Source organism: Anabaena sp. EIM26, assembly GCF_057568715.1.
Map to the genome: position 1 here is coordinate 2912070 of NZ_CM172472.1, position 22399 is coordinate 2934468.

At 36.9% G+C, this 22399-nt stretch carries 19 protein-coding genes; 6 read left to right on the forward strand and 13 right to left on the reverse strand.

The genetic code is table 11. The features are described 5' to 3' along the window. Positions 1-350: 350 nt before the first annotated feature. The 3 genes from AC012T_RS12765 to AC012T_RS12775 all read right to left on the reverse strand — a co-directional run bounded on the left by AC012T_RS12765 (position 351) and on the right by AC012T_RS12775 (position 3566). Positions 351-1385 carry a pentapeptide repeat-containing protein gene (locus AC012T_RS12765; RefSeq protein ID WP_487066251.1) on the reverse strand — a complete coding sequence of 345 codons (1035 nt, stop codon included), beginning with the start codon at positions 1383-1385 and terminating at the stop codon, positions 351-353. Positions 1386-1470: 85 nt separating this feature from the next. Further along, entirely contained in the window at positions 1471-2004 is a 534-nt protein-coding gene (locus AC012T_RS12770; RefSeq protein WP_487066253.1) for an REP-associated tyrosine transposase, read from the reverse strand. 203 nt (positions 2005-2207) lie between these two features. Beyond that, a complete protein-coding gene (locus AC012T_RS12775; protein ID WP_487066255.1) occupies positions 2208-3566 on the reverse strand; it encodes an NAD(P)/FAD-dependent oxidoreductase in 1359 nt (452 codons plus the stop codon). Positions 3567-3901: 335 nt separating this feature from the next. Here AC012T_RS12775 and ilvC point away from each other — a divergent pair, with 335 nt between their 5' ends. Next, on the forward strand, positions 3902-4897 hold the full coding sequence (ilvC, locus tag AC012T_RS12780) for a ketol-acid reductoisomerase (RefSeq protein ID WP_487066257.1): 996 nt from the start codon (positions 3902-3904) through the stop codon (positions 4895-4897). Positions 4898-5001: 104 nt separating this feature from the next. Here ilvC and AC012T_RS12785 read toward each other — a convergent pair whose 3' ends face one another. The 5 genes from AC012T_RS12785 to AC012T_RS12805 all read right to left on the reverse strand — a co-directional run bounded on the left by AC012T_RS12785 (position 5002) and on the right by AC012T_RS12805 (position 11944). Beyond that, positions 5002-7815 carry a KGGVGR-motif variant AAA ATPase gene (locus AC012T_RS12785; protein ID WP_487066259.1) on the reverse strand — a complete coding sequence of 938 codons (2814 nt, stop codon included), beginning with the start codon at positions 7813-7815 and terminating at the stop codon, positions 5002-5004. Positions 7816-7866: 51 nt separating this feature from the next. Continuing rightward, positions 7867-8892: an IS630 family transposase gene (locus AC012T_RS12790; RefSeq protein ID WP_487059962.1), complete on the reverse strand. Its 1026-nt coding sequence runs from the start codon at positions 8890-8892 to the stop codon at positions 7867-7869. Positions 8893-8997: 105 nt separating this feature from the next. Then, a complete protein-coding gene (locus AC012T_RS12795; protein ID WP_487066261.1) occupies positions 8998-9612 on the reverse strand; it encodes a hypothetical protein in 615 nt (204 codons plus the stop codon). A gap of 121 nt (positions 9613-9733) precedes the next feature. Then, positions 9734-10978, reverse strand: a complete 1245-nt coding sequence (locus AC012T_RS12800; RefSeq protein WP_487066263.1) for a family 10 glycosylhydrolase — start codon at positions 10976-10978, stop codon at positions 9734-9736. 198 nt (positions 10979-11176) lie between these two features. Continuing rightward, on the reverse strand, positions 11177-11944 hold the full coding sequence (locus AC012T_RS12805) for a hypothetical protein (RefSeq protein ID WP_487066265.1): 768 nt from the start codon (positions 11942-11944) through the stop codon (positions 11177-11179). A 450-nt stretch (positions 11945-12394) separates the two neighbouring features. Here AC012T_RS12805 and AC012T_RS12810 point away from each other — a divergent pair, with 450 nt between their 5' ends. Genes AC012T_RS12810 through AC012T_RS12820 form a run of 3 tightly spaced genes read left to right on the forward strand, consistent with a single transcriptional unit; the run spans position 12395 to position 14045 of the window. Next, positions 12395-13174, forward strand: coding sequence for an SAM-dependent methyltransferase (locus tag AC012T_RS12810; RefSeq protein WP_487066267.1), 780 nt, complete (start codon positions 12395-12397; stop codon positions 13172-13174). Between the two features lie 31 nt (positions 13175-13205). Then, on the forward strand, positions 13206-13532 hold the full coding sequence (locus AC012T_RS12815; RefSeq protein WP_487066269.1) for a cupin domain-containing protein: 327 nt from the start codon (positions 13206-13208) through the stop codon (positions 13530-13532). A 21-nt stretch (positions 13533-13553) separates the two neighbouring features. After that, positions 13554-14045 (forward strand): hypothetical protein, encoded by a 492-nt coding sequence (locus tag AC012T_RS12820; protein ID WP_487066271.1) that lies wholly within the window; start codon positions 13554-13556, stop codon positions 14043-14045. Between the two features lie 75 nt (positions 14046-14120). Here AC012T_RS12820 and AC012T_RS12825 read toward each other — a convergent pair whose 3' ends face one another. Both AC012T_RS12825 and AC012T_RS12830 read right to left on the reverse strand, forming a co-directional pair. Next, complete coding sequence (locus AC012T_RS12825; RefSeq protein ID WP_487066273.1) at positions 14121-14819, reverse strand: Crp/Fnr family transcriptional regulator; 699 nt, start codon at positions 14817-14819, stop codon at positions 14121-14123. Then, positions 14819-16216 (reverse strand): amidase, encoded by a 1398-nt coding sequence (locus AC012T_RS12830; protein ID WP_487066275.1) that lies wholly within the window; start codon positions 16214-16216, stop codon positions 14819-14821. Before AC012T_RS12830 ends, AC012T_RS12825 begins: the two co-directional genes overlap by 1 nt. 364 nt (positions 16217-16580) lie before the next feature. On the opposite strand from AC012T_RS12830, the gene AC012T_RS12835 reads away from it, so the two are divergent. Then, complete coding sequence (locus tag AC012T_RS12835; protein ID WP_487066277.1) at positions 16581-16949, forward strand: response regulator; 369 nt, start codon at positions 16581-16583, stop codon at positions 16947-16949. Positions 16950-17010: 61 nt separating this feature from the next. Here the strand turns inward: AC012T_RS12835 and map are convergent, their stop codons facing one another. The 3 genes from map to AC012T_RS12850 form a co-directional block, all read right to left on the reverse strand. After that, positions 17011-17838: a type I methionyl aminopeptidase gene (gene map, locus AC012T_RS12840; protein WP_487066279.1), complete on the reverse strand. Its 828-nt coding sequence runs from the start codon at positions 17836-17838 to the stop codon at positions 17011-17013. A 459-nt stretch (positions 17839-18297) separates the two neighbouring features. Next, complete coding sequence (locus AC012T_RS12845) at positions 18298-18696, reverse strand: cupredoxin domain-containing protein (protein ID WP_487066571.1); 399 nt, start codon at positions 18694-18696, stop codon at positions 18298-18300. A gap of 411 nt (positions 18697-19107) precedes the next feature. Further along, positions 19108-19740 carry a PEP-CTERM sorting domain-containing protein gene (locus tag AC012T_RS12850; RefSeq protein WP_487066281.1) on the reverse strand — a complete coding sequence of 211 codons (633 nt, stop codon included), beginning with the start codon at positions 19738-19740 and terminating at the stop codon, positions 19108-19110. A gap of 1223 nt (positions 19741-20963) precedes the next feature. Between AC012T_RS12850 and AC012T_RS12855 the strand changes: the two genes are divergently transcribed. Continuing rightward, positions 20964-22280 carry an alkaline phosphatase PhoX gene (locus AC012T_RS12855; protein ID WP_487066283.1) on the forward strand — a complete coding sequence of 439 codons (1317 nt, stop codon included), beginning with the start codon at positions 20964-20966 and terminating at the stop codon, positions 22278-22280. Positions 22281-22399 lie beyond the last annotated feature (119 nt).

Below are 22399 nucleotides of genomic sequence, written 5' to 3' on the forward strand. Positions count from 1 at the left end.
AAGATTTTGATTTATATTGGTATTTAGGTGGAGGCAGAGCCTCTAAATTGCATTCCCAGTCGGAGACTGGGAACGAGAGGAATAATTGTGGTTGTAGTAAATGAAATTGATCTGGTAAATCAGGTTCCTCCGGGTCTTCGCTAGGAAGATCATACATTGTCGGTAATGTTTCTTTAGGGGAAAGTGGCGGATCTATTTGATACTTTGTTGACAATCCTAAAGATAGAATTTTTATTTCTATTATGTAGCAATATGATTAGGTTCAGAAAATGGTAGCGACTGTTTTAAATATTCGGTTTTGCTGGGTAAGAAAGTCTTGTTTATTGAGAATGTGGAAGTATCAAATCTTCCTAATCATGAATTGACCCATCTGGCATTGTAGCTCCTTCGAGGTTGGCTCCTTTGAAGTTAACACCTTCGAGTATGGCTCCTGAGAAGTTGGCTTTTCTGAGATATGCGCTTTCAAAGTTAGCATTTTCGAGGTTGGCTCTTTGGAGGTCAGCTTCAGTAAGGAGGGCTATTTGGAGATTAGCTAATACAAGTTTGGCTTCTTGAAGGTTGGCTTTAGATAGAAAGGCTCCTTTGAGGTCGGCTTGTTCGAGATATGCTTTTTGGAGGCTAGCTCCTATGAAGATTGTTCCTTTCAGTTTAGCAAGTATGAGGTTAACTTCTTCAAGTTTAGCTCCTTCAAAGTTAGCTTTTTCAAGTTTAGCTTTTTTAAGATTGGCTTTACTGATATTAACATTACTTAAATCAAGCCTTTTATTTTCTGGATCTGGATGTTCGCGTCGTCCAATTACAGTGAGACATTCTTGAATATCAAGCTGAAGTTTTGGTAATTCTTCTATCTCTTTTTTATTTTGACTATTTAGAAATTCATCTATTAACGGTTTTTTCTTCTGTGACTTCTCTTCTTTTTTAATAGGTGCATTTTCACGCACAAAAGCTGTAAGAACTTCCATAATTGTCCATTGATCTTTTTCTGAATCTTTGGCAATTCTCTCTAAAGTATAAATCGCGCCTAATCTGACTTCAATTTTTTCACTCGCGAGCTGTTCTATTGCTTTAGCAAAGCGTTCTGTAATTTGCTTATCTTGTGCAATTTCAGCATTTTTATTAGCAGCAATCGCACTTTCTTCCATAGCGTATGCACGCTTGGCTGCAAAGAAAATATTAATAAATACTGCAATTCCACCAATAAATAAGCCAGCAGTTTTTAAAATTTCCACCACGTATTCATATTTTTCTTTTACTAATTCTATCCTCTCAGTAGTTAAAATAATTGCAATTGAATATATTACAACTAAAATAGGTATAGCAAGAATTACTACCACTGCGGCTATCAACCAATTTCTTTTTATATCGTTTATATCATCGTTAGACATAATATTAATTCTATTCCCTAAATACACAATTCCTCGTTCCCAGTCTCTGACTGGGAATGCTACGATGAGGCTCTGCCTCAATATCTCACAAATCAATTAAATCCACATCTAATAAACTCGGTAATCCCATATAATTCCGATAACTAGAATAACGCCAATGAAGCAGATCATCAACATAACCACGTCGCACCGGATTATTGTGCATATACTCTAATTTTTGCCTCAACATTTCCTCATCTAAAATCGCCTGGGGATGAAAACCTTCTTGCCACAGTTGATACTCTTGTTTTATCTTATGTTTTATTTTATAAAACTCCAGTTGACCAAGTATATATTCAGCTTTATTTTTATGAAGTAAATCAATAATAGAACGAGCAGTAAATGATTTAAAATTTCCTATTTCTTTAGATAAGTTTGCAGCCGCAGCGATGAGGTGAAGATGATTTTCCATGATGATGTAACCATACAATGTCATACGCTGCTGTCGTTGCAGAAAGTTGAGGGAATCTATGATAACTTGAACAAGTTCAATTTGTCCAAATAATGGCATCCAATTGACGATTGTGCTGGTTATAAAATGTGGTTGACTTCCTAATACATGATAGCGGCTGCGTCCCATTGGATGATTTGGTTTGGTAGATGTGGTGATTTGATTTTAATATGGGAGGCAGAAGTTATACATCGTATTATCAACGATAATTAGTAAATATGAGATACATGAATTGATTTTGAGTTCTTGGGAGACAGAGCTTCTATTATGGTATTTTGGGAGGCAGAGCCTCTTGATGGCATTCCCAGTCTCCGACTGGGAACGAGGGATAGCTAAACATTTAGGGGTTGTCTAGTTTTCACTGGTTGATAATTTCCATTACTGTCAATTGGGACAGATGAAATATTTTCTTTCCCTGTAATTAATCTCGCGCCACGATTGCGGGTAAAATAATTCCAAATCCATTGAATCATGACGACTAATTTGTTATCAAATTCAATGAGGAAGTAGATATGAACGAATAACCAGAAAAACCATGCGAAGAAACCTTTAAGTTTGATGAAACCTAAGTCAACAACGGCGGCGTGTTGCCCAATCATTGCTAAACTTCCTCTATCAACATAGTTAAATTGTGGTAATGTTTCACCTTTAAGGCGTTTCTGAATTAGTTTAGCTACATATTCGCCTTCTTGCATGGCGACTGGTGCGACACCAGGTAAGGGTTTATTATTTTGATGGGCAAAATTTGCTAAGTCACCAACTACAAAGATGTTGGGATGTCCTTTAATACTCAGGTCTGGTTCAACGATAACACGCCCGGCGCGATCGCTCTCCACTCCAGTTCGTTCTGTCAAAACTTTCCCCATTGCAGAAGCTTTCACACCCGCAGCCCATAATACTGTTTTTGCGGCTATCTCTTTAACATCATCACCTTGTTTGATAGTCACAATATCATTGGCAATATTTGTTACCAGGGTTTTTGTCTGGACATTTACACCTAATTGTGTTAATGAAGTTTCTGCTTCTTGGGATAATTCTGGGGCAAAAGGTGGGAGAATTCTATCCATACCTTCTAAAAGCAAGATTCGCGCTTCTGATGTGTCAATGTTGCGGAAATCTTCTTTCAGGGTTTTGGTTGCCAATTCTGCGATCGCACCAGCCAATTCTACACCAGTCGGGCCACCACCTACAATCACAAAAGTTAACCAAGCCTGACGCTGTACCGGATCACTTTCCTTTTCTGCGGCTTCAAAGGCCATAAAAATCCGGTGACGCATTTGAATAGCATCTTCCACCGTTTTCAAACCGGGTGCAAATTCTTCCCAGTTATCTTTGCCAAAATAAGAATGCTTCGCACCTGTAGCTACAATTAAAGTATCATAAGCTACGGCTTCACCACCAACAATTACCTGTTTTGCATCAGGATTAATATCATCAACTTCACCCAACAGCACTTTTGTATTTTTACTCTTGCTGAGAACAGAACGTAACGGTGAAGAAATATCAGCCGGAGACAAAGCACCTGTAGCGACTTGATACAGAAGTGGTTGAAATAGATGAAAATTGCGTTTATCAATCAGTGTCACGTTGACATTTGCTTTTTTCAGTGATTTTGCGGCATAAAGTCCACCAAAACCACCACCAACGATAACTACCTCATGTGGTGAGTTATTGTCATGTGCATCAACCATAAGAAATGTTTCCTTGTATTACAGGTGCTGTAACTATTCTTAACAGAATTGATACAAATTTGTCATATTTTTTTCTGTTTATGTTCAACTTATTGAAAAAAAATTACAGGATTCATATTTTCTACATAAAAGTGCAAATTTTGTGTATAACTTTTTCTTCACCTAAAGATAAGCAAGATTAATATCAAGTTTATATGCAATTGAAGTTAAAAAATATACCAATATGTCTTGGAGACAAGATTCTAACCTAGAGTATTTATTTTGGTAACACAATTTGGGGTAAAATCAAAAGTCTGCCTATTTTATAACTATGCTTGCGGACAGGAGATGCTTCTATGGCGCGGATGTACTATGATGAAGATGCCAATTTAGACCTTTTGGCTGGAAAAACTGTTGCTATTATTGGTTATGGTTCTCAAGGTCATGCCCACGCCCTTAATTTAAAAGACAGTGGTGTAAATGTAATTGTCGGATTATATCCCGGTAGTAAGTCAACAGCAAAAGCCGAAGCTGCTGGCTTGACTGTGAAAAATGTGGCTGACGCTGCTAAAGCTGCTGATTTCATCATGATTTTATTACCTGATGAAGTTCAAAAAACAATTTACAAAAACGAGATTGAACCAAATTTAGAAGCAGGAAATGTTTTAGCCTTTGCACATGGCTTTAATATTCACTTTGCACAAGTTGTCCCCCCGGCTGATGTTGATGTCGTCATGGTTGCACCAAAAGGGCCAGGACACTTAGTGCGTCGGACTTATGAACAAGGACAAGGTGTACCTGCGTTATTTGCAGTATATCAAGATGCTACAGGCAAGGCACGCGATCGCGCAATGGCTTATGCTAGAGGTATCGGTGGTACACGTGCAGGTATCCTAGAAACTACTTTCCGCGAAGAAACCGAAACCGATTTGTTTGGTGAACAAGCAGTATTGTGCGGTGGTTTGAGTGCTTTAATCAAAGCCGGTTTTGAAACCTTAGTTGAAGCAGGTTATCAACCAGAATTAGCATATTTTGAATGTCTGCACGAAGTCAAATTAATTGTTGATTTAGTTGTAGAAGGTGGTTTAGCCACCATGCGCGATAGTATTTCTAATACTGCTGAGTATGGCGATTATACTCGTGGGACAAGAGTCGTTACTGCTGACACCAAAGCAGAAATGAAGAAAATCTTGAGCGAAATTCAATCTGGACAATTTGCGCGGGAATTTGTTCTCGAAAACCAAGCAGGTAAACCAGGTTTCACCGCTATGCGTCGTCAAGAAGCAGAACATCCTATTGAGGAAGTTGGTAAAGATTTACGCGCCATGTTTAGCTGGTTAAAAAAAGCATAAAAATTGGTAATTGGTAATTGGTAATTGATGATTGGTAATTACCCAGTTTTAACCATTACCTTTTACCAAATTAATACCGCGACAGGGGTAGTACAAATACAAAGTCAACTTCCCTGTTTAGCAGCACGACGAGCTAGAGACATTACCGCAGGTCGCCCTGCTTCTGTCAGTTTAAAATCTAAGCCTAACCGAAATATTTCTGGCATATAATAATCATCTTTTTCTCGAATAATTACACCGTTTTCCTCTAATATTTTCATTTCTTCCAAAGATAATCTTAATTGCTGCCGTGTAAAAGGAATTTTTCGCTCCTCTTCAAAAAGATCCCGTAATTTAGCAAAAATATCTTTCAGGGTAGTATTTTCTTTTTCAATTTCTGCTATTTTTTCTGTGCTACATTCTGGTAAAGCGCCTTTGATTCCTTTGGGAGTAAGAATACGGTTTAACCAGCGATCATCATTATCATCTACAGAAGCTTCTGCGGCTAAGTAAAGAAGACGCATTAAATCTCGTGATTGAATTTGTCCTCTAAAGTCTGAAAGTGCTGCTATTACAAATCTAGCTGAAGCAGCTTCCTTGGAGGTATCAGTACCCACTTTTTTACCCCATAGAGGAACTAAAATCTGTGTTAGATCCTCTTCTTTCATTTTCTGAAGTTCTTCTACAATAGCCTTATGTGAGGTATTGTGTAATATAAGTGAGATATTTGGTGATAAAGAAGTAACCCAAGCTACTAGTCTTAAAGCTTCTTCTCTATTCCACTTCAAAGCATAAGGCTCGTAGCGTGCCATCATCTGAGCTGCATTTTGCAGTATGGCTGACAAAACCATATCACGTCTAATAAAAATGAGAATGCCTAAAAAACGACCTGGTTGCTGTCCCAGCCATTCTGGAACTGATTGAAGTAAAGCTCGCAATGCTTTCTGTTGAGTTTTGTCACTAGCGAAATCTTGAAAAAGGTCTTCAAGTCCATCAATAACTACTAGCAATCGCTGTTGCTGGGAAAACAAATGTTCTGTTAATGCTCTACCAGCCCCTTTTTGCTCAGGCTGGAATCCCACACCCCAAGCAATGATATCTAACCAATGTTCTCTCCACTGACCTTCAAGAAGATCCTGCTGACAAAAATTTTCAATGTTTTCACGAATAATTTGGATCTCTTGAGGATTTTCAAAACCTAATGCTTGTGCTGCCTTTTTTTGAACATCTGCCACTAGTTTCACATCTTCAGGCTTAAGATTGTTTGATGCCAAAATAGGAGAAATGATAGCATCAACTTGAACTTGAGCGGCACAAGCATCTTCTGCAAATTTTTGCCAATTTTCTCTGTGAATAATTTGTAAAAAAGTGTAAGTTTTTCCAGAACCTTTAGCTCCAACTACAACTGTAATCGGAATTTGGTGTCTGTGATCTGAAGCCAAGTGACGTAGAGGAATAGTAGGTAAAAACTGTTTAATTTCTGCCGTTTCAGCATACACCAATTTTTTACTAATATCTCTGAGGCTTTCTCTTTGAGATTTTATAGCTGGAGGATGATCGTTAATTGAGGAAATATCTTCCTTAATTGTTTGAGTTTGCTTTATTGGTAATACATCTAGTAATGGACGTAAGTCATCTACAATTCCAGAACGATGAAGACGAGAATTTACTTGTTCCCATGTTGTAGGTAAGACAAGTAAACTATCGGAAAATTGAGTGGTTAAGTTTAAATGTCTTAAAGCTTGTGCAAGGACATCTCTAGATGAATCAAGGATATTTGCTTCTGTGTTTTGTATATTTTTTTCTGAAAATGATTCAGACGTATTAATAAGCTTATCAAGATTTTCATTTTCATCTCGTAATAGTTCAGAATCTTTTAATTCATCAGGAACCTGACTTATAATTATTGTTGGTAATGGATCTGTATCTCTTTGAGAAGGCGCTCTTTCTCTTATGATTTCTAGAAGTTGCTTTGTACCTGCAATTGATTGTCCACTCAAAGTGGTAACAAAAACCCGGTAAACTCGTGGATCTAAAATTAGACCTGTAGACAATTCAGACAGTCCTGCACGTAAGTCAACTAAAACAACATCTACACCTAAAACTTTACCTAAATCTGCCAGAATTTGCGTTAATATATATGGATTTTTTGCGCCTTGAATAAGATGCTCAGGTTTAATTTCTAATGAAGTAAATCTTTTAGTAGAACGGAATGCTGGCAAGAAATAAATATTATCAACTAAAGCATTCTGAATTCGATCAGCAACTAATTGAATTGAATCAGTTGCTTTTGGATCTGGATCACCATGAACCAAAGCTATTAAATCAGCAAAAGATACAGGTGGAGAAGGTAATCTTTGTTCTAAAAGCCAACTAATCCCTGGAGCTTCCAAATCACCATCTACCAACAGTACACGATAGTTTGCATCTATTAAAACCTGTGCAAAAGCAAGAGCATTAGTTGTGCGTCCGACACCGCCTTTAAAAGAATGAAAAGCTACTATTGGCGGAAAATCTGCTTCAAAACTTGGTGGAAGTTCTCTATCATCATCTTGACGATGTGGAACAATTATTCCTGGTCTAACTAAACTTGGTGTTAGTCTGGGAACACGATAATCTTCCTCTGTTTCTTCAAGAATTACTGGTAAAAGCTGTGGTTTATTAGGTAAACTCTCTAAAATGACTAGCCCGTCTACTCTATCATCTTCTTCATCAATTCGGAATCGAGTATCATATACATTTTTTAGCCAGCTTTTTGCCTCATCCTGAGTACCAGGGCGAATTCCAATTGTTAAACTATCCCAATAAGCTTGCACCGAAACTAACCAATTTGGTAGATTAGTTTTTTCTTGAATGCGAAGTAAAACTTCTTCGACATCAAGCCAAGTATAAAGACGAATATCTAACCAAGCGTAAAGAAGAGTATCTGTAGAAATCATAATTTTTAATCCTTGGGATAACAATAAAATGCTTTAGCAATCCTAAATCATTCATGAGAAAACACCATACTCATAAAGTTTTGGAAAGTCAAAAATTTGACAATGAATGGATAACTCAAATAACGCCTTGACTACAGTAAAAGAATGACAGAAAAAATAAAACTCTCTAATTAATCGTTTTGCTTGTAGCCAAATATCTTCTACAGGATTCTGTTGTGGTGCATTCGGGGCAAATCTCAAGCAGGTAATCCACCATTGTTCTTTTTCAAGTTCACGATTTAATGAATCTAGATAATCTTGAATTTCTTGTGAACGATGATAACTTGCACCATCCCAAATTATTAAAAGTTTGGCTCCAGGTCGCTGTTTTTGAAGATATTCTAAAAAATTAATTGTGTTTTTAGAGTCACCTTTTTCAGCTTTATACGTGAGAAATTCTTTGGTTTTATAATCCAATGCACCGAAATATGTTTGTTTATCACGAGCATTTACTACTGGTATTGTTACTCGTTCACTAGTTTTCCCCCAAACATACCCTATTATATCCCCCCAAAGTAAATGACATTCATCTACCATGAACACAACTAGGTCTCCTGTCTCTATTTGAGACCGTCGCGTCTCCAACAACTCACAAATCTCTTTTTTTTTTGAATCTACTAATTCTTGGTTATATTTTGGATTATTTGCTTGAGTTTTCTTCCAACTAATACTGGCAGCATCAAATAAATCGTAGTAACTTTGTTTTGAGGAGAATGTTACTCCATATTCTGAGGCAATATAGTACTCTAATTCATTTAAAGTCCATCTGTCTTTGGTTTGCAACCATTCCATTACCTCGGCACGTTGAAGCTCATCTAGAAAACCTTTACTTCCTTTATGCCCTAGTTTTAACCCTTCCAGCCCCAGTTTAAAAAATGCTTTTTTATAGGTACTAATGAAGCCAGATGAGACACCTAATATTGGCATTATCTCTTCATGCTTGTATCCACATAACAGCATTTTTACTGCTGTAGCTCGCTTGATTTCACGTGGCTCTTTATTATTTTTGATAAAATCTTCTAATAATTGTATCCACATCACCACACCTGCACCTTGGTTTCAAACGTTACTTTTAAGCTCTCTCCGTATTTTCTCATGAATGATTCCGGATTGCTATTTATAATTACTTCAGCTAAAAAGTTCTTATCTTCTTTGATTAATATTGTCTTCAAGCCAAGTGCAAATACACTCTAACCATTCAACTAATTTTCTTTCATCTTCAGGTTTCATCTTAATACCATATCGCCAAACTTGGTGAGATTGCCTTACATCATGAATAGATCCATCCTTTGCAAGATGAAACCGAGGAATTTTATCATTACCAGTTATTGTAGCTGGTAATTTCAGTTCCTTAACCCATCTGGTTAAGTTATGTCCATCTTTTGTGAGGATTGTTTGATCCTGAATTTCATCGGTTCCGGTTAATCTTCCGTTTCTTCTAAGCCAGATAAGTTTTAATCCAGACTCTACAGCATAGAATCTAAGCAAGTGGGAGGAAATATTTTCATCTGGTTGAACCTTAATAGTACCTAAATGAATCTGAAATGCCATTTTTAATTCACGAGTACTGGCAGGAATCATGCTACCGTTTGATTGGCTTTTTTGGTTGTTCAGTATTACAATTTTATTTTTAAGCGTGTAAATATATGTTGCAGCAGATACAGGATTTTGCTTAATTTGCAATTCAATATCATCAAGTAACTGCTCAATTACTTTAAGTTGTGACTGGTCTAGATTTAGTGCAGACAGGTCAGACATAATTCTGTCATCTTTTCCAATTAATTGGGGAGTGGAATGACAGGATTATAGCAGTATAGATACGAACATTTTATCTTAAAGTATATTTTCACATTATTTTTAGAGTATGCTAGATCCTATTTTATTTCTTATTTTTAATCAAATTATTGAAGGTAGAAGCCGTTTCTTCAGGTTTTCCAGACGCAGGAAAAACTAAAACACTCTTAACTTCTGGGTTATCTAATAATGCTTGCAAACGATGAAATTGTGGTTCACTAATAGCAATACCATTATAATTTTTGACATAATTTAATTCTTCTTGGAAATTAGCATCATTATAAACCTGAATAAAAACTCTATCCACATTCCATTTTTCCCAATCAGCCGCAAAATATCGTTTAGCCCAATATGGATTATGATGACAAATATCAAAACTAACGCTTGAATTAGCTTTTTTCATGCCAGTAATCATTTGCTGCACAAAAGTAGTTAACTTAGCAGTCCGATCTACTTTTCCTGGTAATTCAGCATGATAACCTAAATAATCATCCCATTGTACAGCATCAATTTTTGGATACCGCTGCACAAATTCTACTAAGATATTTTTAAAGAAATTTGCAACTTCAGGAATTTCTACATCTAAAACATAATGTTCTATAGCAGGATAGGTTTTATCTACACCAGGAACAACCCATTTTTTTTCAATTGCTAAATCAAAAATAGGGCTATTTTTATCTATTTTAATACCTTTCTCAAAATAAGCGTGAACCTGCATTCCCTGTTTATGTGCTTCATCAATTAACCAATCTAACCATTGATCTTGAAACAGATTTGGACAACTTTTATAACCGAGAGTCTGCTGCATCACCTTACTATTGTACATTGTACAACCATTACCCCAAACACCATGAATAATTGTATTAAATCCTTGAGAGTGATAGTTACGCACTCTTTCACGAATTGTTTTTTCATCAGCATTATTAGTAATTTGGTAGCGACTTAAATAAATACCTCTAATTGCTTTTTTCTCCCAAGAGTTTACAGGTAATGGTGTTGTTTTTGTTCTGGTTGTTTTAATAGCAGTTGGTTGAATATTAGGAATAATTTTAGCCATGCTTGGTACAGCAGGAGAAGGACTTTTTGTAGAAATTGCTTGAGGAGTTGTTTTAGGTATTGGTGAAATAATTGGTGTCGGAGTTGCTGTAATGGTTGATATAGAATTGAAGATTGGAGTCATGATTTGTTGTGCTTGTGAAACAAATTTACTCACATCTATATTGTTTCTTTGAGTAAATAACCAATAACAACCTCCAAAAAAAACTAACATCACAGAAATGGGGATATTGGCACATCCACAGCCACTTGGTTCTTGTTTATTTTTTGACATAATATGATTATTATCTGAGAATCTTAATCTATAGACAAATTTGCATCTATGAGAATAAGATACAACTTAGATTTTGTACTTTACGGTTAATAGTTGCAAAATCTTCACTCAACTTTACATAAAAAGCAACCAATTTATTTTATCTACCACAATATTTTCCAAATCAGGATTATATTATTTTCTCTCCTCTATATCAACTTATAAATCAACGTTCAGAAATTGGCGGATTCTCATAACTACGTGTTGAACGCTTTGTTGATCTGTATATTGTGGATTAATGGGAATTTCTTTACCATCTTTGAAAAAAATCACAGCCTGATAAATCCTAGAATATTTAACTTGCTTATCCAGAATATAAAATCGGACAATTTCTTCCAGCGGATATTCAATGGTTGTATTACCACGCAAACCTTTACGTTCTACAAAAACCTTATTGATACTTTTATAAAAAGTGCAAATGCTTAAAGGCGATGTTGCTAAAAAAGCACCAATTCCTGTGATAACTAATGCAAATAAACTCATATAAAAGAGATATGTACGCCGATTTTGCGTCACTATCAAGGAAGTTTCCCCAGAGTTGATAAAACTATTAAGTTTAAAAATAAACTCCTCATTTTTTTGATAACTAATATTAGGTAGTAGAGAAAATTCTCCAAACCTACTCACCACAACAGTTTGATAGCTTTTACTTCCCTTGCTACCAAGTATTGTCTTCACGTATGCTTGTTGAGGATCAAATAGCTTGATTCTTTTCCTACTTCCCAGCAAAGTAAACCGTTCTAATTCGCAGTTAATTTCTGGAGGTGCGGAACGAGTACAGGAGAGACGGAGGGAAGCAAAATCGAAAAATATCAAATAAATCCAAAAACTCAAACCACCTATAAAAAATAAGCCTCCTAATAACCAGTTGGAAACAGGTCGGTGTTTGATAACTAATCTAGTGTGAGTTTCTTCTACAACTTTCATCAGTGCTTTTGTATAGAATACATAATCTACCAGTACAGTATTCCCTTTATTCTCCTATCTATACCAGTCCTAAATAATTTGTAAAAAATTAATTTTCCCTCAGCATAACCCACCATTATTCTTGAAGTTGATGGTGCGTTACGGACTTTAGCCCTAAGAGGTTGTTTGAAAAGTCTCAATCCATACTAACCCTGGCGACTAGAAGTCGCGGCTACATAGAAAAAACCCACCTCCGTGGGTTTAAAACACCTGTTTTTTGGTTAGTCCACGCAGGTGGACTTCGTTTGTGTAGTAGCGAATTATATTCGCCCAAAACTTTTCAAACATCCTCTAACACATCCTAAAAATTGAAGATTTTTTATTTGTAAGTTCCTTCTTTGAGCTACCTCAAAGACAGTATGATAAAATTCTGGCAGATTGGGGATAGAACAACTTCAGAGGGTCAGACAAATGACCAACACTATCCTTAATTTCTCAACTGCTTCAGGACACCAAGTTTTAGCAGCAGCAGGTAAAAAATATTTACGTCCCGGTGGACGTATAGCTACAGAAAAATTATGCCAATGGGCGAATTTTCAGCCAGGAGATAGAGTTTTAGAATTAGCTTCTAGCTTTGGTTATAGTGCTATTTCTTTGGTTCAACGCTACCATGTAAAGGTAGTAGGAATAGAAAAAAATCCCGAAAGTGTAGCTAGTGCGCGTGCCAATATTCGTGCTGCTGGTTTAGAAAATGAAATTGAAATTATTGAAGGTGACATTTTCCACCTGGATACAATACCAGGAAAGTTTGATTTCGTTTTTGCAGAAGCTATTCTGACAATGCAATCTCCACCGGGGAAAGCCAAGCTGTTAACAGAAATTCACAACCGACTGAAACCGGGGGGTAAATTTCTCTCCCATGAATTATTAGCTAATGACAAAGAAGCAGAAATTAGTGCAGATTTAGCCAAAGTAATTAAAGTTAATTCTACACCTCTTTCAGCAACTAACTGGATTCAGGCTTTTACACAAGCAGGTTTACAGGTACAGAAACATGAAATCGGTGCTATGAGTTTATTGAATTTGTGGCGAATGTTGCAAGATGAAGGCATTTTCAAAACTATGCAGATTTTGTGGAATATTTTGACGAAGCCAGATATCAGAAAACGTGTTTTAGAAATGCGTGATGTTTTCCAGAAATATCAGCAAGAACTAGGCTACATAATTATCTGTGCTGTTGCTGCTGAATAATATTTAGATACTTTGGAAATTTGCACTTTTTATGATTACTACTGTTACCCAATTACAAGAACAAATTGAATATCCCAGTACGGGAGTTTTAAGCAAGGTGTTAGTAAAGGATTCAGCTTGTCAATATACTCTCTTTTGTCTAGCGGCTAACACTGAGATTTCCGAACATACTTCTACTCGCAATGCTACTGTCAATGTTTTGGAAGGTAGAGGATTACTAACTTTATCAGGGGAAGAAATTAAATTAGAACCCGGAGTTTTTGTTTTTATGCCTGCTAATGCACCTCATGCTTTACAGGCTGAATCTAATCTATCATTTCTGCTGACACTTTCTGAAAAATCAGCAGATATTAATTAATTATTTTTGGAGATGTGTCAAATGTCATCACTAATTTCTAGCTTCACTCAAAATTTAGCTTTTTCTGCACCAGAAATAGAAGCAATACTTTCAACACCGTTAAATGAGGTGCTAAATTCACCAGAATTAAAACAAGAATTAGACAGTTTAGATGTTAACTTGTTACGAGAAACTTTACCCACAGCAGGACAAGTATTAGCTGAAAATTTACCGCCTTTTTATAATTGGCTAAAAAATGAGTTAGGAGTTAAGCGTGTTCCTGATAGTCCAGATCATACGACAAAATGGGTAATTGGTTTTCTCAATAATCAAGAAAGTATCAATCATTTAGTTGAGTTACATCGTCCTGTTCCACACGCTGCTTTAGAACAGGCTGTTCCTCGTTTGGTTGGTTTATTTGATGGTGTGGAAGATGTTAAAGTACGCCAGGAATGGGAAAAGGCTGTTGCTGCACTTTGTTTAGTTTTGGTTGTTGATGCCCGTGAACAAGAAAAACTTGCTAAGGTGATTTAAATTCGATGAACCTCTCCCCAACCCCTCTCCGACGCGGAGAGGGACAGTTAATTGGTCAGATGGAAAATGCTTACCCTACTCGATGTTTCCATCTGCAATATTGTTTAATTTATCAATATCAATTATTGTGATTTCTCCACCTCGATGATAGGATATTATGGAGTTGATACTTTTAATTAATCGCACACATTCTTCATAGGTGATGCCAATACTCCGCGCCATGCGATAATAAGATAGTTTTTCGTTTAATTTTTCACCTTTTGGTGTTGTTTCTGTTCCTGATGTGGTTGCAAAATATTGAATTAATCTGGCTAGTCTAATAATTGCCCTTTCGGAAACTAAGCCGTGAACTGTTTCATGTAGTTGCTGAATGCGGTTATTGAAAACTACTAACATTCGCAAAGCAATATCAGGCTTTTGTTGAATTGCTGTTAATAAAGCATTTCGTTCGACGGTGAGAATTTCACAATCAGTTTCAGCGGTGACAGTAGCTGGAGAAATGCCATTACCTAATAATGCAGGTGCGGCGAAAATTTCTCCAGTTCCTAAGTTGCGAAGTATTGTTTCTTTACCTGTGTTTGCTGTTTTGCTAACTTTAATTACTCCACTGGCAACAGCATATAATTTAGCGGGTAAAGAATCGCCTTCATGAAAAATTATCTCGCCTTTTCTATAACTTTGCACCAAAGTATAAGTTTGCAGACTGATTCTATCTGCTATTTCTAAGTCTGCAAGTACTTTAATTTGGGCAATTTGTGCTAGGGAAGCTGGCATTATAGGGCAAATGCGGGACGATGCTGAATCCAAGGGTTAGCTGTTTCTAATTGCGCTGCGAGACTAATTAGGGTAGATTCAGCGGCAGGTTTACCGATTAATTGTACACTTATGGGTAAGCCGTTATTATCAAAACCTACAGGAATTGCGATCGCAGGTAATCCAGTGGCATTGGCTACCGGACAAGGTGCAACCCAGTTAACAATATTTTCAAATGTCTGTTCTGGACTCAAATTTGCCCATTCACCTACGCGAATCGGTGAATGCAGATAAACTGGTAACACCAAGATATCTACAGTATCAAAAAATGCGACTATTTGCCGTGAAACTATTTGCATGACGGCAAGTGCTTGTAAATATTCACCCACAGAACCGCTTCTAGCTAATAACCACCGATTGACGGGTTGTAAAGCTTCTGCGGGAATTCCTGAAGCCGCTATTCCAGATTGCCAGACAATTTGAAATGATTCTACTAAACCGCTGAAATCTGGGCATTTTTCTTCAATTTGATGTCCAAATTGTTCTAGTAATTGAACTGTTTTTAAAACCCCTTGTCTACAGTTATCATCAGCTTCTCCAAAGGGACGAAGATTGGTACTAAAGGCAATTTTTAAAGTACTGGTTTTGGTTTGAGTTGCAGCGAGAAATGAGGGTTCTGGATCTGGCAACCAATAAGGATCACCGACAAAATAGCCAGATATTACATCTAACATAGCGGCTGCATCGGCTACTGTGCGGGCTATAGGGCCATTAACTGCTATTCCTCCCAAGCGATCGCCTACAGGTGCTTTAGTGACTCTTCCCCGTGCTGGTTTGATGCCTACTAACCCACAACAAGCCGCAGGGCCACGAATGGAACCACCACCATCGGAACCTTGTGCGATCGCACTTAATCCCGCTGCCACTGACGAAGCTGCACCACCACTAGAACCACCAGGAGTATATTCCAAATTCCAAGGGTTTCTAGCTGCGGTAAATCCCGTAGCTTCACTGTAAGGAAAAGAACCTAATTCGGAGGTTGCAGTTTTACCAAGAATTGTAAATCCAGCTTGTTTAATTTTGATCACTACGCCATCATCGTGGTTAGCAATCTTATTCTTCAAAGCCGGATTTCCGTAACTACAGGGAACACCAGCTACAGCATTGAGGTCTTTAATAGAAATCGGTACACCGAAAAATGGTGGTAGTTCTGAAGTGGTTGTGAGTAATTCTGTTTTCGCTTTAGCATCAGCAATAGCTAAATCCGCCGTTACCGTAAAATAACTTCCCAGTTGGGGATTTAAGCGAGAAATCCGTTCTAAATATATTTCTACCAACTCCAGGGGTGAAACTTCCCGATGACGGATTAATTGCGCTAAATCTAAAGCCGGTGTAAAAGCCAAATCAATTTCATTCATTGTTGTTTTTTAAACTGTAATTTTCATACATCTATCAAAATTTATACATTCAGGCTATTTCAAAATTAGGCATTGCTGAACTGAAGTATGAAATTTAAAAATCAATGATTTCAAACTCTTACTCTCTGCAACTCTGCGCCTCTGCGTGTTCGCGCAGCGTGCCGTAGGCATAACAAAATCATACTCTTAATCAGCAACGCCCAAAATTATAAACATTAAAATTTTAATCGTACTTCTACTTTTTAGCAAGTTATCATTTATAGATGCTTGTGTCTAGAGACACAAACTTGATAAAATATTTATTGAAAATAAATGAAAATCAGAGTTTTTAACCAGCTATTGACGATTATAAAGAGTAAATTTAGTGAAAACAATCCTAATCGTAGATTATAGTTCCAAAGTCAGAGAGAGACTCGTATCTGCAATTAAAAATCTTAATTTAATTACTGTTGAAGCAACTAATGGTAGTGAAGCAGTAGAAATTATCAAAACCACTCACCCTGATTTAGTCATAACAGACATTATATTACCACAGATGAATGGCTTTGAACTCTGTCAGTGGCTATATTCTAATCCAGAAACCAGGGATATTCCAGTAATTATTCATACTGCTTTAGATGATGAATTTACTCGTTATTGGTCAAGAAGAGGGAGCAATGTTGGGGCGTTTTTCTCGAAAACTGAACCTGTTAGCAATTTGTTGCAGGCTATTCAGAGTCATATTAACTGCTAATTGGTATTTATCAAGATATCCCCAACTTATTCAAGAAGTTGGGGATATGGGTATTACTTTATTAAACCAATGATCTATCTGTCAAAATCTCATAACCACTATCTGTCACTAACACCGTATGCTCAAATTGAGCAGAAAGCGCATTATCAACAGTTACAGCCGTCCATCTATCAGATAAAATCCGGGTAAATCTAGAACCAGCATTCAAAATTGGTTCAATCGCCAAAGTCATCCCAGAACGCAATTTCACATTAGGAATATCACGAGTTCTGTAATTAAATACCGCAGGTTCTTCATGTAAATTTCGACCAACACCATGTCCAGTGAACTCTTCCACTACACAAAATTTATTGATTTTCACATGGTCTTCAATAGCACCAGCAATTTCTGCTAAATGTACACCAGCTTTTACCTGTTCAATACCTTTAAATAAAGCTTCTTCCGCAACGCGAATTAGTTTAGCAGCTTCTGGAGTCACCTCACCCACAGCAATTGTAATACAGGAATCGCCGTGAAACCCCTGATAATAAGCACCTGTATCTACCTTTAAAACATCTCCAGTGCGAATCACCTTTTTATGACTGGGAATGCCATGCACAACCTCATTGTTAATGCTAGAGCAAATTGAAGCCGGAAAGCCGTGATAACCTTTAAAACTCGGAGTTGCACCCATTTCCCGGATGCGTTTTTCCGCATGAGCATCCAAATCAGCCGTAGTCATTCCTGGTTGGACTAGCTCAGAAATTTCTTTGAGTACGGTTGCCACAATCTTCGCTGATTGTCGCATAATTTCAATTTCGCGGGGAGATTTAATTTCAATTCCTCTGCGTTGTCTTGGTGCAGGTTTTGGCTGGGCTGGTTTAGAAAGCAAGTTACTGAAAATGTTCATGGGAAAATTAATAATTGCTGGTGCTTGACTGCCTAAGTGTTAATTAGTTGTCTAGCTTAGTTGAGAAAAAATATCTACATTTAACTTAACTTATTTTGTGCCTCTGGAGAAATAGAGGTGATTAGGAAGAGGAAATAGTTTTCATTCGGATTGGAGTAATTGAGATAAATAAGTTTTTTAAATAGGAATTTTATAAAAATTGTGCAGCATCAGCTTTTTAGCAATAAGTTACCTTTATTCTCAATATTGTTGACAACATTATCAATAATTTGACGAATTTAGGTTTTTTCAGCAATTGATATTGACCTATACATTTTTTCTGGTATTATACCTGTATACTCAAAAAGTATCTCTGTAATAATTTTTTTCAGCAAGGTTGTTTCTATCCTCAATTCAGAATCAAGATTTACAGGATAAACAGGATTTGTAAATCCTAGAAAATCCTGATTTAGACAGTTATTAATTAACCACAATTTCCCCAACCATCCCCGCTTCTGCGTGTCCAGCGATGGTACAGCGTAAACCATATTTACCTGGTTTGAGAGGAACAAATACCCATTCTGCTTCTGCATCAGGTTTTAGTTCTAATTCGTGGATAGCACCTTTAATTTCTACATTACCAGCTTCGACTTTTTGTGTCCAAATGGCATCAGCAAAATCTTTACTCGTAAAATAATGCTTCACAGGGCTAGGATTATTTAGGTGGAGGTTGTAGCGTTTACCAGCTTGTAATTCTAGATAATTTGGCTCAAACTTGAGTTCACCAGCGGCATTACCCAAACTGACTTTAATTTCTGTAGCTGGTTGTTTGAGTAGATCACCAGATAAATTTGCTGCTCTGGCTGGAGTTGCACCCATGAAGCTAAGACAAACTAGGAATGTCAAGAAATAAAAGACGGGATATATATGTTTGGAAATTTTTGTCAGTAAACTACTCATTTCTCACTTTGGTTATTAGTAACACCTCTGACTATTATCTATGATATGAGCCGAAGTCTCTAAATAAAACTCTCCTATTTTTCTGTTCCCTGTCACCTCTACTATTATTGCCAGGACATCAGACGTAAGGTTTTAGGATTGCTTGGCAGCGATCGCAATCATAACTTTTTTAGTCTGACATGACATCACAAGATTGATCCAAAAGTATACAGGGACTTATGCAAATAAGCCCCTGACACATTTTATGCGGTTCTAGTCCTCGACATTTTGGGTGCTGGAGCTAGAATAAAAGTCAATTAGTTTGATTTTTAATTAAGTTAGCTTGATTGCTTAGGCAACAGCTGACTTTTTCTTTAGGAATCCAACCGCAGAACCCAGTACCAACAGACCAAAAATTGTTCCAGGTTCAGGGATTTTATTTGCTGTTAACTGACCACCAAAATCAAAATCACATCCTCCACTAATGACACAGGTTTCTGCGTTAAGGTCATTAGGCTTTAAAAAAATGGTCGCGTTTGTCAAGCCTTGGAAAGGATCTTGGAAGGTATAGAATAATAACCCATTACCAGATCCGGTAAATTCATCTCCCAAGTCAAAGCCAGTAGCTGCATCATAACTACCTGATTGCAGAACAGTCTGGTTTACTGTATCAAAGTTGAAATTGAAGAAGCTAGAACTAGGGCTAGTACTAGGGCTTGAGAAATTGTAAGAGAAAGTTTGTAATAAATCGCCGCTGGGGTTGAAGAAAGAAAGACTAAATGTCTTTAGTTGATCTTGGGTAACGACACTACCAAAGAGACTATCACTATAACTGAACCGCCCTTCAGCAGTATAACCTTGTTCCCCTGTCCAATTTATACCGAATACGGCTGCATTAGCGCTAGGAATATTAACAAAAGTCGCTACAGAGGAAACAGCAGCAACAGCTACTGTTGCTTTGATTTGATTGTAAATGCTTTTCATTTTTTTGATGCCAATTATTGTGATTTTGCTTTTAGCTATCAGCTAATTTTTGGTTAGCTTAAGAAAACGTGAAATTTAGAAATCAAATCTCTATGCCCGATTAAGCACGACAAAAGAGGCTATAACCAATCCGGTAGATTACCTTCTATAATCTCAAATGCTTGAATTTTGGGTCATAGCAATAGTGGTCTGATGTGACCTAATTTATTTCCAAAAAAATGCCCTTGGGGAGATTCTATCATTAGATTCAATTTCATCAATATAAATTGAACTGGATTTTTTGATATTTCAAAAAAATAAAGTAGATGTTTTGGATGAAAGTTATCTTCTGCATTAATTAAATAAATCTTTATCTATCCTTAACTTAATATTGTTATTTTATTCAGCCGCAAAATCATTTAGAGTATTTGCCATATTTTTAGACATTTAACATTGATTGTTCAACACTTTATAGGCATTAATCCCGTCCTAATTAAACAGTATTTGTGTTAGTGCATAATATAATAAATTTGTACAGTGAATAAAGTCATATAATAATCAGACCTGATTCTTGATAGCTTGTGTGGCATAGCCATAAACACTCGTAAATGTATGGAAAGCAAGGCATACTGGGCTTTAAACACATAGCTTTATGCTATGCCAGCAACAATCAAACCGGATTTTCATATGTAGGTTTAGATCAAAAAAACCTGACAAATTTGAAAATTCATCCAATCACCATTTCTAGATATTTATTGAATATTTGTTTGCTTAATAAAATATAGCGATCGCTATTACAAAATTAAATAAATTAAATTATGAACATAATCTATTGAATAATTTTCTCAATATCATGAAATTATTTTCATCAACGTATGACAATTGATTAACTAATAATATCCCCTGTATTCTCTACATTTGACTAATTTGCATTAAGCTTTAAATACTCAAAAGTTTATTTTTGCTAAGAAAAATTTTCAAAAAAAATCTACTGACAACCGAGAAAAATCTTTTATTAAATTAATCATTACCAAAGCTTAATCAATATCACATATTTTACTAATGACATCTGCCGTGAATTAAAACATCGTGTCATCGCAGAAAGGTTGTCAAATTGAACAGAATAATAGTTTTAGAGACATTAACTAAATCACAATAGTCTCTACATCTAAGAATTAATTCACATGAGAAAATTAAACGCTTTAGACGTTTAGTTAACATTTTACATAACCAAAAATTTCCCCATGACATTATCAAGACGTAAGTTCTTTTCCATAGCAGGTGCAACTGCGGCTACCACTTTAGCGGCTTCTCCTTTAGAAGGTCTTCTGGCTAGAGCAGCTTTCGGTCAAACAACACCTACGACCACAGGATATGGTTCCCTGATTACTGTTCCTGGTGCGCCTTTAGCATTACCCGCTGGATTCCAATATCGGGAGATATCTCGCACGGGTAATCTTATGGCTGATGGCTTTCCAGTGCCTAGTAATCATGATGGAATGGCAGCCTTCCAAGGCCCCAGAGGTACAACCATCCTCATTTGCAACCACGAAATTGGCGGTACTGGCACTACTGGAAAAGTACAAGTACCCAGTGATTTAGCCTATGATCCTGCTTGCAGAGGTGGTACTACAACACTGGTTATAGATTCCAATCGTCAGCTAGTTAAACAGTTTGCTTCTCTTGGTGGCACGATTCGTAACTGTGCAGGTGGTCCAACTCCTTGGGGTTCATGGATTACCTCTGAAGAAAATGTAGACATACCTGGTAGTGGCCGATTACAGTATCACGGTTATAACTTTGAGGTTCCTGCTAATGCCACCGGGCCTGTAAAAGCTATACCTCTCAAGGCTATGGGACGCTTTAATCACGAAGCTATCGCTGTAGACCCCGCAACTGGCATTGTTTACCAAACTGAAGATACCGGAGATAGTCTCTTGTATCGTTTTATCCCTAATGTACCAGGTAAGTTAATAGAAGGTGGCAGACTCCAAGCTCTCAGAATAGGTTACACAAGCAGCAGTGCTGGTAGTGTTAACACTGCTACTGGTTTCAATGTGGGACAAATATGGACTAATATCAGCTGGGTAGACATTCCTAATCCAGATCCAACCACAGATAATGTCCGTGTGCAAGGTCGTAATTTAGGTGCAGCCAGATTTGCCCGTGGGGAAGGTATTTGGTATGGTAACGGTGAAATTTATTTCTGTTGTACCAGTGGTGGTCCTGGCAGCCGTGGTCAAGTCTTCCGTTATATTCCTGCTACTAATACACTTCAGCTATTTGTAGATTCTCCAAGTGCGTCTGATCTTCGTGCGCCTGATAACATTTGTGTGGCACCTTTGAATGGCGATCTTATTCTTTGCGAAGATGGAGCTTCTCCTAATTCCATAAGAGGTGTAACTCCCGATGGAAAACTCTATAATTTAGTCCGTAATACCTTCAATGGTAGTGAGTGGGCTGGGGCTTGCTTCTCTCCCGATGGTAAGACTATGTTTGTCAATATGCAAAGTCCTGGTATTACTTTTGCAATTTGGGGTCCTTGGGAAACTAGAATCTAAGAAATTTCTCGATTTATCTCATCAGAAAATAAGTTGAAAACCCCGGAATTAAACCCTAAAAATGTTTTTAGGGTTTAATGTCTTTGAAATTGGATATGTAGTCGGACAAAATTAAATTC

Coding starts and splice junctions, on each gene's coding strand:
- AC012T_RS12795 (WP_487066261.1), bottom strand. CDS start 9,612: ATGTCTGACCTGTCTGCACTAAATCTAGACCAGTCACAACTTAAAGTA.
- AC012T_RS12810 (WP_487066267.1), top strand. CDS start 12,395: ATGACCAACACTATCCTTAATTTCTCAACTGCTTCAGGACACCAAGTT.
- AC012T_RS12770 (WP_487066253.1), bottom strand. CDS start 2,004: ATGGGACGCAGCCGCTATCATGTATTAGGAAGTCAACCACATTTTATA.
- map (WP_487066279.1), bottom strand. CDS start 17,838: ATGAACATTTTCAGTAACTTGCTTTCTAAACCAGCCCAGCCAAAACCT.
- AC012T_RS12765 (WP_487066251.1), bottom strand. CDS start 1,385: ATGTCTAACGATGATATAAACGATATAAAAAGAAATTGGTTGATAGCC.
- AC012T_RS12820 (WP_487066271.1), top strand. CDS start 13,554: ATGTCATCACTAATTTCTAGCTTCACTCAAAATTTAGCTTTTTCTGCA.
- ilvC (WP_487066257.1), top strand. CDS start 3,902: ATGGCGCGGATGTACTATGATGAAGATGCCAATTTAGACCTTTTGGCT.
- AC012T_RS12855 (WP_487066283.1), top strand. CDS start 20,964: ATGACATTATCAAGACGTAAGTTCTTTTCCATAGCAGGTGCAACTGCG.
- AC012T_RS12790 (WP_487059962.1), bottom strand. CDS start 8,892: ATGTGGATACAATTATTAGAAGATTTTATCAAAAATAATAAAGAGCCA.
- AC012T_RS12800 (WP_487066263.1), bottom strand. CDS start 10,978: ATGTCAAAAAATAAACAAGAACCAAGTGGCTGTGGATGTGCCAATATC.
- AC012T_RS12845 (WP_487066571.1), bottom strand. CDS start 18,696: ATGGGTGCAACTCCAGCCAGAGCAGCAAATTTATCTGGTGATCTACTC.
- AC012T_RS12785 (WP_487066259.1), bottom strand. CDS start 7,815: ATGATTTCTACAGATACTCTTCTTTACGCTTGGTTAGATATTCGTCTT.
- AC012T_RS12775 (WP_487066255.1), bottom strand. CDS start 3,566: ATGGTTGATGCACATGACAATAACTCACCACATGAGGTAGTTATCGTT.
- AC012T_RS12830 (WP_487066275.1), bottom strand. CDS start 16,216: ATGAATGAAATTGATTTGGCTTTTACACCGGCTTTAGATTTAGCGCAA.
- AC012T_RS12825 (WP_487066273.1), bottom strand. CDS start 14,819: ATGCCAGCTTCCCTAGCACAAATTGCCCAAATTAAAGTACTTGCAGAC.
- AC012T_RS12850 (WP_487066281.1), bottom strand. CDS start 19,740: ATGAAAAGCATTTACAATCAAATCAAAGCAACAGTAGCTGTTGCTGCT.
- AC012T_RS12805 (WP_487066265.1), bottom strand. CDS start 11,944: ATGAAAGTTGTAGAAGAAACTCACACTAGATTAGTTATCAAACACCGA.
- AC012T_RS12815 (WP_487066269.1), top strand. CDS start 13,206: ATGATTACTACTGTTACCCAATTACAAGAACAAATTGAATATCCCAGT.